The following is a 12,391-nucleotide window of genomic DNA, read 5'->3' as shown; positions in this document are numbered from 1 at the left end:
GTCAGGCCTCCTTGGCGACGAACAGGTGGTCGGTCTCCGCGTTGCGACGGGTCTTCGCCCAGCCGTTGCGGGAGGTCAGGATGCGGGTGAAGGCCCGCGGCACGCAGACGTAGCTCTGGTACATGTAGATCCAGTAGCCGAGCGCCCACCCGAGCGTGGTGCCGATCCCCGTCCGCTCCCCGATGTGCCGGCGGTAGATGAGCGGCCACAGTGCGAACGGCGCGATGCCGGTGATGACGACGAGCGGCAGGAGCCACCAGGCCTCGGCGAACCAGGCCCAGAACGAGCCCTCGGAGACCGACCCCTGCGCGACCATCGCGACGAACACGGTCGGCCAGAGCAGGACACCGGCCATCTGCAGGTAGGGCTGGACCAGGAAGTAGCTCGCCTCGAGCGCCCCGGCGTTGGTGACGTGCGGCGAGGTGAAGATCCGCAGGAGGTACCGCGCGCACTGCATGCCGCCCTGGCACCACCGCGTGCGCTGCGTGAGCAGGCGTCGGGTGCCGGGGAGGGCCTCTTGTTCGACGTGCGTGTCGTGGAGGTACACGTTCCGGAACCCGGCGAGCATCACGTGCACGCCGAGCTCGTAGTCCTCGAGCAGCGATCCGTGCCACGGCGTCCGCTCGCCCTGCGCGATGGCATCGAGGGCGCTGAGCCGGGTGAACTGCCCGTTGCCGCCGAGCCCGACGGAGAGCGTCCGGCCGCGCAGGCACTGCATCGCGGCGATGGTCGTGCGGAACTCGATGTCCTGCATGCGGATCAGGTACCGGGACCACCAGCGGCCGAGCCGCCCCGGGGCCGCGCCGGCGGGGTCGCGGTCGTCGCGGTTCGACATCCACACCGCTGCCTGGCACGCGCCGGTCGCGGGGTTGCCGAACGCGTGGCGGCCGGCGGCCTGCCGGAGGGCGTTCTCGGCGAGGATCCCGTCCGCGTCGACGACCACGACGACGACCGCAGAACGGTCCGTCCCGGCCGGCAGCCACGCGTCGAGCTGGGCGTAGGCGGCGTTCAGCGCGTCGCCCTTGCCGGTGCGCGCGGTCGGACGGCGGCGCTGCACGAGGTGCACGTGCGGGTCGACCGCCGCCCGCTCGGCGATGATCGCCGCGGACCGGTCGTCGCTGTCGTCGTCGATGACCCAGACGTGCATCGCCGGGAACCGAGAGCGCATCCGTTCGATGGTCGCGCCGATCACGACCTCCTCGTCGCGGCAGGGCACGAACGCGTGCCAGGTGAACGCGTCGGCGTTGCCCTCGCGGTCCGGGCGGCGCCGGAGGAACGGCACGAGGATGGCGAGGACGTAGGCCAGGAAGACCACGAGCAGGACGAAGGCGAGGATCTGCGCGGACTCGGTTGCGGTCACGGTGGACGGCTCCAGGGGGTTCGAGTCCCGTGGCACCGCGTCGTGCTGCCGACGCGGTGCCACGGGAGGGGTCGACCGTGGTGAGGGGTCGACCGCAGGTGCCGGACGGGTCAGGGGCCCGTCGGCGAGGGCCGGTGGCCGCCCGAGGGAGGGCGACCACCGGTGGGGACCGCAGGGCACGCTGTCGTGCGACGGTTCCCCCGAGGGGTGCGGCACCGTCCCGACACGGTGTCGCACCCGAGCGGTGCGGCGGTGGTCCCGGCGCGCTACCCGAGCGGGCCCGAACGCTGCTGGCGTCGTCGGTAGAGCGTCCGGATGCCGATGAAGGCCACGATCGCGATGCCCACCGCCAGCAGGAGGAACGGGCCGAAGGTGGTCTGCGACCCGGCGACGACCGCGCCGCCGGTCAGCACCGCGGGGCCGACGATCCCGCTGCCGCTGCCGGTGTACATCAGCGCGCGACCGCGAGGGCCTGACGACGACGGACCACCGTGAGGGCGAACGCCGCGGCGACGAGCAGACCGACACCGCCCGCGATCCCGGCCGAGGCGGGGTTCACGATCGGGACGGCGGCACGGCCGGCGTTCGGACCGACGGTCGCCGAGGCGATGTCGACCGTGGTGAGCGCTCCGGCGTTCAGCAAGCCGACGCGGAGTGCCGTCTCGGTGAAGGCACCGTCGGCGCCGTTCGTCTTGACGTTGACGTTGAGCTGCGCCAGGGCGTCGATCGCGGTGCCGAGTGCCGGCTGCACGGTGTTCGTGAGCGTGGCGAGGAGGCCGGGGACCAACGACAGGTTCCCGATGCCGGGGAGTGCGTTGACGGTGCTCGTCACCTTGGCGACGACCGCGGCCGGCACGTACTGCAGCAGGTTGGTCCCGGCCGGCAGCTGGTTGAGGTCGCTCACCCCCGCCGCGGCGAGGATGTCGGCCAGCGTGACCTGCACCGTGCCGTCCGCGTTGATCGGGTTCGTCCCGCCCAGGACGAACAGCGGCGCGAGGGCGGTCCGCAGGGACGCGAGCGTCGGCGAGAGCACCGTCCCGCCGACCGTCAGGTCCAGCGTCGACAGGGTGTACTGCCCGCTCTGGTTGCCACTGACGTCCTGCGTGGCCGACGCGGCGAGCGCGCCGATGCGGGCGTCGAGGCTGACCGGCGCCGTGGCCGAACCGACGCGGAGCTGCGCGTTGCTGTTCGCGGCCGGAGCGCCGAGCGTGGACGGCGTGACCGTCACACCGGCACCGAGCAGGCTGGGTGCCTGACTGACCGCGCCGGAGAACGCCGCGGAGGACCCGTCCGCGTTCGCGACCGCGTACTGCCCGACCGCACCGAGCTGGATGATGCCGTTGTTGCCGAACAGGTTCACGCCACCGCTCTGCAGCCCCACGGACTGCAGGGCCGTGGCGTCGAGCGGGGTGTTCGCGACGACGTCCGCCGAACCGTCCGCGTTGACGGCCGATGCACCGCGGAGCGACGCGATCGAGTCGAGGGTGCCGGTGGTGAGCAGCGTGGTCGACACGAGCCGGCCGTTCGCCTGGGAGACCACGGGCGCTGCCTGCGCCGCGGTGGGGATGAGGAGGGTGAGCGCGACTCCGAGAGCGGTCGCCGAGGCGACCCCTGCGGAGGTCGCGGCAAGGGTGTGCCGCGTCATGGGGGAAACTCCATCTGATCTCTGGGTGAGGACCCGCCTGGTGAGAGCGAGCCGTGCGGATCCGCCTGGTGAGGACGGGTCCCGACCCGCTTCCGCTGGTGAGACGGAGCTGAGCCGATCTCGACGCTAGCAGGATGCACAGGGAGAGCACGACCCCCGGTCCGTGCCCCTCTTCGGGGGTCGACGGTCGGGTCCGCTACAGGGCGGCCTGTCCGTCGGCCGCCGCGAGCGCGTTGTCGACCGCTGACCGCACCAACGCACCGAGTACCCGGCCCGGCTGCTCGACGCCGATCCCGGAGAGCGTGCCGGCGGACTGGTCGACGATCGCGGTCGAGAACGACACCGCCGCACGCACGGCGTCGGCGTACGCGGGCCGGTCCTGCTCCGCGACGACGAAGGGCTCCGCTCCCATCTCGACGACCAGGGCCTGCGCGATCGGGAGCACGGGCGCCGGCGCGGTGACGGCGCAGTACGCGTCGCGGAGGCGCGTCAGGTCGACGCTCGTGCCCGTGAACGCCATCGCCGGGTGGATCGCGAGGGGGATCGCGCCGGCCGCGAGCGCCGGTGCGAGCACACCGACGCCGTGGTCCGGGCTGGTGTGCACGACGAGCTGCCCGGGCTGCCAGATCCCCGCGTCGGCGAGCCCCCGCACGAGTTCCGCCAGCTGGTCGTCGGGGACCGCGAGCAGGACGAGTTCGCTCCGCTCGACCAGGTCCGGGGTCGCCAGGACCGGGGCGCCCGGGAGCATCGCCTCGGCGCGGTCGCGTCCCGCGTCCGACACGGCCGTCACCCCGACGACCGCGTGCTCCGCGTTCGCGAGCGCTGCGCCGAGGACCGGTCCCACCTTCCCCGCGCCGACGACGCCGACCCCGAGTCGTCCCGCCCTCACCGTGCGGCTCCCGGTGTCGGGACGTCGTCCCAGCCGGGAGGCGCGGTGCGGCTCCCCGGGAACGCGTCGCCGGACGGGGTGGTCGCGCTGGTGCCCGACGTGGCGGGGCCGCGCCGTGCCTCCCGTTCGCGCCAGCGGTGTGAGGTGTCCGCCGCGGCCGCCTCGACCGCGCGGTGCGCGGTCTCCGACCACAGGCGCTGCGCGTCGCGCGCGTCGAGCGCGCCGACGCGCGCCGAGACCGGCCCGTGCACGGTGTGCACGTGTGCCGAGGCGAGCCGCAGCCAGCGCTCGAGGGGCCCCTGCTCGACCTTGACGCTCTGCACGCGGGGCAGCGGCACGATCACGAGCGACCGCCACACCGCACCGAGCCGGAGCAGCACCGCGCCCGGCACGAACCGGTAGCCGTTGCGGCGGAAGGACAGCGGGCGGAGCCACGCGCCCCGTCGGGGCGAGTGCACGAAGCCGCCGCGGTCGCCGGTCGTCGTGAGGCTCTCGTCGACGACGTCCACGGCCTCGGACGCGCCCTCGCGGAGTGCCGCGCGGGACGCCGACGGTCCGGCCACTGCCGTGCCGACGAGCCCGGGCAGGATGATGTCGAGGACCTGACGGACGTCCTCGGCCCGGCCCACCGGCAGCACGATCGACGATGCCTGCTGGTTGTTCGACGCACCGTTCCCGGCGTTCGTCGCCCGGTTGATGCGCACGTCCCACCACCCGAACGGCCGCCACAGCAGGGGCTGCGCCACGCTGACGGCGTGGATGCGTCCCGGCGGGAGCGTCTCGTTCGACGTGGAGACGAGCCCGAAGCCGATCCGGATGCCGTCTCGGGTGTCCGCGATCGTGTACTGCAGCGACCGGGAGAACTTCCGGACGTAGTACCCGCCCGCACCGATGACGGCGGGCAACAGGCCGAACAGGATCCCGTACTCGCCGGTGAGCGCGACGCTGACGATCATCGCGGCGACCGCCAGCAGGATGAACACCGTCGTGCCGGACAGCAGCATCGAGGCGATCAGCCGACCGGGGTGCACCTTCACGACGCGGGTTGCGTGCACGGCGCCCGGGTCGAGCTCGGGCGAGAACAGCTCCTCGACGCGGTCCTGCAGCGGGCCGTACGACGTGCGCTCCACCGCAGGGTCGTCGTCCTTCGCGCCGGAGGCGAGCACGAGGATGCGGGAGCGCAGGTCGTCCGCGGCCCGGGCCCCGAGGTACGCGAGCTGCACGTTCGCGTCGTTGCCGGCCTGGGCGATCTCGAGCTTCGCCGTGCCGACGATCCGCGGGATGATCGGCCGCGAGATGTTGATGCCCTGGATCCGGTCGAGCCGGGCCCGGCGGTTCGTGCGGAACAGGACGCCCGACCGCACCTCGACGATCTCGCCCGTGACACGGAACTCGTGCATCCGCCACGACAGGTAGAAGAGCCCGATCAGCACGATCAGCAGCACCACGATCCCGAGCAGCACCCACCCGACGGCGCCGTGCTCCCACACGTAGCGGACCGGGTCGCCGTCGTCCTGGGGACCTGCGCCGGGGATGACGAACTCGAGCAGCTGGTCGCGGAGGTTGTTCAGCACGTACCCGAGCACGACGATGAGCACGATGCCGCCCTTGAGGAGCGGTGTCAGCGGGTGCAGGCGGTGCCACTCGCCGTCGGTCAGGGGCGCTGCGGCGGCGGCGTCGCCCTTCGTGGGCGGTGCCGGTGGCGGTGGTCCGGGTCGGAAGGTCACGGTGCCCCCTACAGCCCGGCGCGACGGGTCTCGGCGAGCTCGACGAGCCGGTCGCGCAGCGCGTCGGCGTCGGCAGCGGGGATGCCCGGGATGCGGACGTTCGTCGAGGCGGCCGCCGTCACGAACTTCAGCTCGCTCAGGCCGAGCACGCGGTCGAGCGGGCCGCGGTTCACGTCGACGAGCTGCATCCGGCCGTACGGTACCGCGGTGAAGCGCTGCCACATCAGGCCGCGTCGGAGCACCAGGTCGTCGTCGCGCAGGGCGTACCCGATCGCACGGACCCGACGGGGCGTGAGGACCGCCGTCACGAGGGCGACCACGGCCACGACGATCGCGATGAGGCTCCACACCGTGCCGGCGGTCTGCCCGAAGCCGTCGTTCAGCACCGCGAACAGCACGCAGCCGGCGGTGAGCACGAGCCCGACGAGCACCGTGCTGACGAGTTCGGTCCAGACGAGCTTCGGCGACACCCGCGTCCACGTGGTCCCGGTCAGGCCGAGGCCCGGCTCGTCGAGTCGTTCCAGCGGCATCACGGCCTCCTGCGGTCGTCGGTCAGTTCGCCGTCGTGCCGCCCCTCGGCAGGTCGTCGTCGTCGTCACCCGGGGGTGGCGCGATGCACATGCGCTCGGCGACGATCGCGCACACCACGAGCACGGCACCGCCCCCGACCGCCACGGCGTTCGGCAGGACCGAGCCTAGCGGCGGCAGCGCGGAACGGGTCAGGACGTACACCAGGAGCCCCGCACCGAAGCCGCCGAACAGCGCGCCCGCGATGCTCGACGCCTTCGCGAGGACCACGACGCGCGTCGCGTAGAGCGGGTCGACGTTGCGCTGCCGGGACGCCCCGTCGCGTGCGTGCCGCCGCACCGGGCGGGCCATCAGCACGACGGCGACGCCGATCAGGGCGAGGGTCGCACCGAGCGGGGTGGACAGGAACAGCGTCGGCGCCTGGCGCGAGGCCAGGACCGCGTCGAGCGCGAACCCGGCGACGGCCGCCACGAGCGCGACGCTGACGAGGGTGGAGGCGCGGGTCGGCTTCACGCGGTCGGCTCCGGTGCGAGCGGCTCCGACCGGGAGGCGCGGGTCGGACGGGAGGCGCGGGTCGGCTCGTCGAACAGGCGCGGCTCGTCGACGCGCTCGGTGTCGTCGCCGACCGCTGCGAGCAGGTCGGCCACCGGTCCGACACCCGGCAGCACGGCGTCCGGGTCGGCGTCGAGCCACGGCGCGAGCACGAACGCCCGTTCCCCGGCGCGCGGGTGCGGCACCGTCAGGGTGGTCGTGTCGAGCACGAGGTCGTCGATCGCCACGACGTCGAGGTCGAGCGTCCGGTCGCCCCAGCGCACCTCGCGGGTGCGGCCGTGCTCGTCCTCGATCCCGTGCAGCGCGTCGAGGAGCTCCTGCGGGCCGAGGTCCGTGTCGACCACGACGACGCCGTTCCGGTACCGCGGCTTCGTCGTGTCGAGGCCGTCCAGGGTCAGCGCGACCGACTCGACCTCGCGGCTCGACGCGACCGGGCGGACGCCGGGCAGGTCGGCGATGGCCCGGGCGGCGGCGCGCAGGGTGCTCCCGCGGTCGCCGAGGTTCGCGCCGAGGGCGATGACCGCCCGGCTCACTCTTCTTCCTCGGACGGGACGGCACCGCCGCGGGTCCGCCGGATCGTGATCGACACGTCGCTGAACGGCACCGTGATCGGCGCCTGCGGCTTGTGCACGGTGACCTCGGTCGCCAGGGCCGCGCGGTGCGTCAGGACCGCGGCGGCGATGCGCTCGGCGACCGTCTCGATCAGGTCCACCGGGTCGCGTTCGATCTCGGCGACGACCTGCTCGGCGAGCACGCCGTAGTGCACGGTGTCGGCGAGGTCGTCGCTGCCGGAGGCCGTGCTCGCGTCGACCTCGACCGCGACGTCGACGACGAAGTCCTGGCCGTCCTGGCGCTCGTGGTCGAAGACGCCGTGGTGGCCCCGGGCGCGGACCCCGGTCAGTCGGATGGTGTCCCTCATGTACGTGCTGCCCTCCAGGCATCCCAGACGTCGAGCACGGCACGCGTCGGTGCCGGGTCGTGCACGCGGACCCCCCACGCGCCGCGTTCGGCGGCGAGGAGGCTGATCGCGGCGGTGGCGAGGTCGCGGTCCCGCGGCGGGGCACCGGCAGCGCTGCCGACCCCGTCCAGGAACCGCTTGCGGGAGGCGGCGACGAGCACCGGCAACCCGATCGAGGCGAAGCGTTCGTAGCCGGCCAGGATCTCCCAGTTCTGGACGCCCTGCTTGGCGAAGCCGAGGCCGGGGTCGATCACGACCTGCTCCTGCCGGACCCCGAGCACGATGAGCTCGGCGACGCGCAGCTCGACCTCGCGGCGGACCTCGTCGACGGCGTGCGCGTACTCGGCGTTCCGGTACATGCGGTCGCTGTGGCCGCGCCAGTGCATCACGACGAAGCCGACGCCGGTGTCCCGCACGACCCGCACCATGTCGTCGTCGGCGAGCCCGCCCGAGACGTCGTTGACGATCACGGCGCCGGCCTCGACCGCGCGCTCGGCGGTCGCGGCGTTCATCGTGTCGACGCTCACCGCGATGCCCTCGGACACGAGCTGGCGGACGACGGGCAGCACGCGCTGCTGCTCGACGTCCACGGGGACCCGCTCGGCGCCCGGTCGGGTCGACTCCCCGCCGACGTCGACCAGGTCGGCACCGTCCGCGACGAGCTGCCGGGCGTGGGCCACGGCGGCGTCGTACGCCTGGTGCAGCCCGCCGTCGCTGAACGAGTCGGGCGTGACGTTGAGGATGCCCATCACGCGCGTGCCGTCGGCGACCGTCCGTCCGGCCGCGGTCCGGTCGGCGCGCGTCGACGCGGTGACGATCTCGGGCACCGGAGCCGGCGCCCGGAGGTCGATCGCGACCGTCGGGGGCTCGGCGGCGGCCGCGCGGGCGGCGAGCTCGACGTCGCGCGCCGAGCTCGCCTCGGCGAGTCGGCGCGCGCGCCTCGTCGGCAGGTCGGTCATGCCGGCCTAGGCGGGGGCGATACCGGGGTTGCCGAACGGCCGACGGCGGGGCTTCGACGGCGACTCGGTGTCGCCCTGCTCCGCCGCGGTCGAGGCGGCCTTGCCCGGGAACTCGATCGCCGGCAGGTTCGAGACCGGCCGCTTGTCGCTCGAGAGCCACTGCGGGCGCTCGGGCAGCTTGCGGACGTCCTTGAAGATCTCGACGAGCTCCGGCGCGTCCAGCGTCTCCTTGTCGAGGAGCTCGCCGGCCAGGCGGTCGAGGATGTCGCGGTTCGCGTTGAGCACCTGGTAGGCCTCGTCGTGCGCGGCCTCGAGCAGCGCGCGGGTCTCGGCGTCGACGGTCTCGGCGATGTTCTCCGAGTAGTCGCGACCGCCGTTGCCGCCCATGTCGCGACCGACGAACGGCTCGCTCGACCCGGAGCCGAGCTTGACCGACCCGACCGCACGGCTCATGCCGTACTCGGTGACCATCTTGCGCGCGGTCGACGTGGCCTTCTCGATGTCGTTCGAGGCGCCGGTCGTCGGGTCGTGGAAGACGATCTCCTCGGCCACGCGGCCACCCATGGCGTACGTCAGCTGGTCGAGCAGCTCGTTGCGCGTCACGGAGTACTTGTCCTCGAGCGGGAGCACCATCGTGTAGCCGAGGGCGCGGCCGCGCGGCAGGATCGTGATCTTCGTGACCGGGTCGGTGTGCCGCATCGCCGCAGCCGCCAGGGCGTGGCCGCCCTCGTGGTAGGCGGTGATGAGCTTCTCCTGGTCGGACATGATCCGGGTGCGGCGCTGCGGGCCGGCCATCACGCGGTCGACGGCCTCGTCCAGGGCGCGGTTGTCGATGAGCTGCGCGTTCGAGCGGGCGGTCAGGAGCGCGGCCTCGTTGAGGACGTTCGCCAGGTCGGCGCCGGTGAACCCGGGCGTCTTGCGGGCGAGGAGCTCCAGGTCGACGCTCGCGGCGAGCGGCTTGCCCTTCGCGTGCACCTCGAGGATCTGCTTGCGCCCAGCGAGCGAGGGCGCGTCGACACCGATCTGGCGGTCGAAGCGGCCGGGGCGCAGGAGCGCGGGGTCCAGCACGTCGGGACGGTTCGTCGCGGCGATGAGGATGACGTTCGTCTTGCCGTCGAAGCCGTCCATCTCGACGAGCAGCTGGTTGAGCGTCTGCTCGCGCTCGTCGTTGCCGCCACCGATGCCGGCGCCGCGGTGGCGACCGACGGCGTCGATCTCGTCGATGAAGACGATCGCCGGGGCGTTCTGCTTCGCCTGGTCGAACAGGTCGCGGACGCGGCTGGCACCGACGCCGACGAACATCTCGACGAAGTCCGAACCGGAGATCGAGTAGAACGGCACACCGGCCTCACCCGCGACGGCGCGGGCGAGCAGGGTCTTGCCGGTCCCGGGAGGGCCGTACAGCAGCACGCCCTTCGGGATCTTCGCGCCGACGGCCTGGAACTTGGCCGGCTCCTGCAGGAACTCCTTGATCTCGTGGAGCTCCTCGATCGCCTCGTCCGAGCCGGCGACGTCCGCGAAGGAGACCTGCGGGTTCTCCTTGTTGTTCATCTTCGCGCGGGACTTGCCGAACTGCATGACCTTCGAGCCGCCGCCCTGGGCGCTCGAGAGCAGGAACCAGAAGAGGGCACCGATGATGAGGAAGGGCAGGATGATGCCGAGGAGCGACAGGAACCAGTTCCCCTGCTGCACGGTGTCGTTGTAGCCCTTGGGGAGGTTGGCGTCGTTGACGGCCTGGATGACCTCTTCGCCACGCGGCGTGGAGTAGTAGAACTGCTCCTTCGCGTTGCCGTCCTTGAGGGTGAGGTCCACGCGCTGCTCGGTGGAGTTCACCACCACGGAGGAGACCTTGCCGTCCGAGAGCTGCTCGAGACCCTTCTGGGTGTCGATCTGCTGGGTGCCGGACTGGCTGATCACGGCCCAGCCGATCCAGATCCCCACGATCGCGATCAGCACGTAGATGTACGGCCCGCGGAGGATGCGCTTGAAGTCCATGTGATCCGGGCACGGAGGCCCGACACCTTTCTCTGCCGGAGTTGCGTGGTCGTCAGCATACGGCCGCGACTCTGTGGCGGGGATGGGTGTCCTCTGCGGGCGAACTCCACACGCTCGACGAGTCGGCCGAGCGGGCCGACCGGACCGTCAGGAGTAGACGTGCGGCGCGAGCACGCCGATGCCGCGCAGGTTGCGGTAGCGCTCGTCGAAGTCCAGGCCGTACCCGACCACGAAGGCGTCCGGGATCTCGAAGCCGGCGTACTTCACGTCGACCTCGACCTTGGCGGCCTCGGGCTTGCGCAGCAGTGCGACGATCTCGACGCTCGCGGCCCCGCGGGACTCCAGGTTCTGCTTGAGCCACGAGAGCGTCAGGCCGGAGTCGATGATGTCCTCGACGATGATGACGTCGCGGCCGTGCAGGTCGGTGTCGAGGTCCTTGAGGATCCGCACCACACCGGACGACTTCGTGCCGGAGCCGTACGACGACACCGCCATCCAGTCCATGCGCGCCTGCATCTTGAGGTGCCGGGAGAAGTCGGCCATCACCATGACGGCGCCCTTCAGCACGCCGACGAGCAGCGGGTCCTTGCCCGCGTAGTCACGGTCGACCGCCGCGGCGAGGTCGGCGAGCTTCGCGTCGATCTGCTCGGGGGTGAAGAGCACTTCGGACAGGTCTGCCTGGACGTCGGAGAGTTCCACCGGTCCAGGGTAACCGTCACGGCGCGGCGCTGAACGCCAGCCGGTCGCCCTCCCGAGCGGCCTGCACCCCGGGCAGGTCGATCGGTCCCTGTCCACGCCAGTCGGTGACGAGCCGGCAGACCTCGAGCGTCTGGGTGCGCGACAGCGTGACGCCGAACTCCCCCTCGACCGCCAGCCGGACGAGTCGCTGCCGGAGCGCGGGCGGGTTCGCGAGGAGCCCCGACACCGACAGCGAGATGCCCGCCTCGGCGTGCTCGGCGAGGTCCTCCGCGAGCTCCTCGGCGAAGTGGTCGAGCGCTGCCGCGTCCTCGCGGAGCTGGTCGGCCGTTCGGGCGAGCGCCTCGGGCACCCCCGCGCCGAGCTCCCGCTCGAGGGCCGGCAGGAGCGTGTTCCGCACCCGCACCCGGGTGAACGCGGGGTCGTCGTTCTGCGGGTCGTCCCACGGGGCCAGTCCGGCGGCGACGCAGGCCTGGCGGGTGGTGTGCCGACGCACCGCGAGGAGCGGCCGGCCGTAGGCCGGTCCCTCCGCCCGCCGCACCAGCGGGGCCATGCCGGACAGGGCGTCCGGCCCGCTGCCGCGCAGCAGGCCGAGCAGCACGGTCTCGGCCTGGTCGTCGAGCGTGTGCCCGAACAGCACCAGGGGCGACCCGGTGGCGGTCGCGACGAGCGCGACGGCCGCGTGGCGCGCCTCCCGTGCGGCCGCTTCCGGACCACCGTCGGACCCGACCGCGACCCGACGGACGGTCACCGGCTCGAGTCCCAGCGACGACGCCTGCCGGGAGGCACGGGTCGCCACCGCCTCGCTGCCCGCCTGGAGCGCGTGGTCGACCACCACGGCGCCGGCCCGCAGGGCCTGCTTCGGCGCCTCGAACGCGGTCGCGGCCGCGAGGGCGAGGGAGTCCGCACCGCCGCTCAGCGCGACGGTCACGAGGTCACCGTCGCGCACGATCCCGTCCTGTCGGGCCTGCGCGAGCAGCCCGCGGACGGCGCGACGGGTCTCGGCGACGGCGGGGTCGAGCCGGGGGCGCGGAGCGTTCACCCGGTAACGTTAGCCGCGCTTTCGGAACCACCGACAGCCC

The 12,391-nt window shown here is 72.9% G+C and carries 13 protein-coding genes; all 13 read right to left on the bottom strand.

The window, feature by feature from the left end; all coding sequences use genetic code 11:
* Position 1 precedes the first annotated feature (1 nt).
* Positions 2-1,360 (bottom strand): XrtP-associated glycosyltransferase, encoded by a 1,359-nt coding sequence (locus FB462_RS01845; protein ID WP_141859767.1) that lies wholly within the window; start codon positions 1,358-1,360, stop codon positions 2-4.
* A gap of 266 nt (positions 1,361-1,626) precedes the next feature.
* Positions 1,627-1,812 carry a hypothetical protein gene (locus FB462_RS01840; protein WP_058742264.1) on the bottom strand — a complete coding sequence of 62 codons (186 nt, stop codon included), beginning with the start codon at positions 1,810-1,812 and terminating at the stop codon, positions 1,627-1,629.
* Positions 1,812-3,005, bottom strand: a complete 1,194-nt coding sequence (locus FB462_RS01835; RefSeq protein ID WP_141859765.1) for a PVV-CTERM domain-containing choice-of-anchor G protein — start codon at positions 3,003-3,005, stop codon at positions 1,812-1,814. Before FB462_RS01835 ends, FB462_RS01840 begins: the two co-directional genes overlap by 1 nt.
* Before the next feature lie 196 nt (positions 3,006-3,201).
* Entirely contained in the window at positions 3,202-3,894 is a 693-nt protein-coding gene (locus tag FB462_RS01830; RefSeq protein WP_229666909.1) for a Rossmann-like and DUF2520 domain-containing protein, read from the bottom strand.
* Complete coding sequence (locus FB462_RS01825) at positions 3,891-5,621, bottom strand: PH domain-containing protein (protein ID WP_141859763.1); 1,731 nt, start codon at positions 5,619-5,621, stop codon at positions 3,891-3,893. Before FB462_RS01825 ends, FB462_RS01830 begins: the two co-directional genes overlap by 4 nt.
* 8 nt (positions 5,622-5,629) lie before the next feature.
* Positions 5,630-6,151, bottom strand: coding sequence for a PH domain-containing protein (locus FB462_RS01820; RefSeq protein WP_058742270.1), 522 nt, complete (start codon positions 6,149-6,151; stop codon positions 5,630-5,632).
* A 22-nt stretch (positions 6,152-6,173) separates the two neighbouring features.
* On the bottom strand, positions 6,174-6,662 hold the full coding sequence (locus FB462_RS01815; protein ID WP_141859761.1) for a DUF3180 domain-containing protein: 489 nt from the start codon (positions 6,660-6,662) through the stop codon (positions 6,174-6,176).
* The gene (folK, locus tag FB462_RS01810) at positions 6,659-7,234 is read right to left on the bottom strand and encodes a 2-amino-4-hydroxy-6-hydroxymethyldihydropteridine diphosphokinase (RefSeq protein ID WP_141859759.1); all 576 of its coding nucleotides are present in this window, start codon (positions 7,232-7,234) and stop codon (positions 6,659-6,661) included. The genes FB462_RS01815 and folK overlap by 4 nt, the downstream gene beginning before the upstream one ends.
* Entirely contained in the window at positions 7,231-7,620 is a 390-nt protein-coding gene (gene folB, locus FB462_RS01805; RefSeq protein ID WP_141859758.1) for a dihydroneopterin aldolase, read from the bottom strand. The genes folK and folB overlap by 4 nt, the downstream gene beginning before the upstream one ends.
* On the bottom strand, positions 7,617-8,618 hold the full coding sequence (gene folP, locus FB462_RS01800) for a dihydropteroate synthase (protein ID WP_229666908.1): 1,002 nt from the start codon (positions 8,616-8,618) through the stop codon (positions 7,617-7,619). The genes folB and folP overlap by 4 nt, the downstream gene beginning before the upstream one ends.
* 6 nt (positions 8,619-8,624) lie before the next feature.
* On the bottom strand, positions 8,625-10,613 hold the full coding sequence (gene ftsH, locus FB462_RS01795; protein WP_058742467.1) for an ATP-dependent zinc metalloprotease FtsH: 1,989 nt from the start codon (positions 10,611-10,613) through the stop codon (positions 8,625-8,627).
* Positions 10,614-10,760: 147 nt separating this feature from the next.
* Positions 10,761-11,312 carry a hypoxanthine phosphoribosyltransferase gene (hpt, locus tag FB462_RS01790; protein ID WP_058742466.1) on the bottom strand — a complete coding sequence of 184 codons (552 nt, stop codon included), beginning with the start codon at positions 11,310-11,312 and terminating at the stop codon, positions 10,761-10,763.
* Positions 11,313-11,328: 16 nt separating this feature from the next.
* Positions 11,329-12,351, bottom strand: coding sequence for a tRNA lysidine(34) synthetase TilS (gene tilS / locus FB462_RS01785; protein WP_114850630.1), 1,023 nt, complete (start codon positions 12,349-12,351; stop codon positions 11,329-11,331).
* Positions 12,352-12,391: the final 40 nt, after the last annotated feature.

Origin of the sequence: Curtobacterium citreum, assembly GCF_006715175.1 — a bacterium.
In the GTDB taxonomy this organism is placed as follows: Bacteria; Actinomycetota; Actinomycetes; order Actinomycetales; family Microbacteriaceae; genus Curtobacterium; species Curtobacterium citreum.
The sequence above is the reverse complement of the archived record's forward strand: the minus strand, read 5'-3'. Positions and strand labels throughout refer to the sequence as shown.

Coding starts and splice junctions, on each gene's coding strand:
- FB462_RS01840 (WP_058742264.1), bottom strand. CDS start 1,812: ATGTACACCGGCAGCGGCAGCGGGATCGTCGGCCCCGCGGTGCTGACC.
- FB462_RS01835 (WP_141859765.1), bottom strand. CDS start 3,005: ATGACGCGGCACACCCTTGCCGCGACCTCCGCAGGGGTCGCCTCGGCG.
- FB462_RS01820 (WP_058742270.1), bottom strand. CDS start 6,151: ATGCCGCTGGAACGACTCGACGAGCCGGGCCTCGGCCTGACCGGGACC.
- folB (WP_141859758.1), bottom strand. CDS start 7,620: ATGAGGGACACCATCCGACTGACCGGGGTCCGCGCCCGGGGCCACCAC.
- folP (WP_229666908.1), bottom strand. CDS start 8,618: ATGACCGACCTGCCGACGAGGCGCGCGCGCCGACTCGCCGAGGCGAGC.
- ftsH (WP_058742467.1), bottom strand. CDS start 10,613: ATGGACTTCAAGCGCATCCTCCGCGGGCCGTACATCTACGTGCTGATC.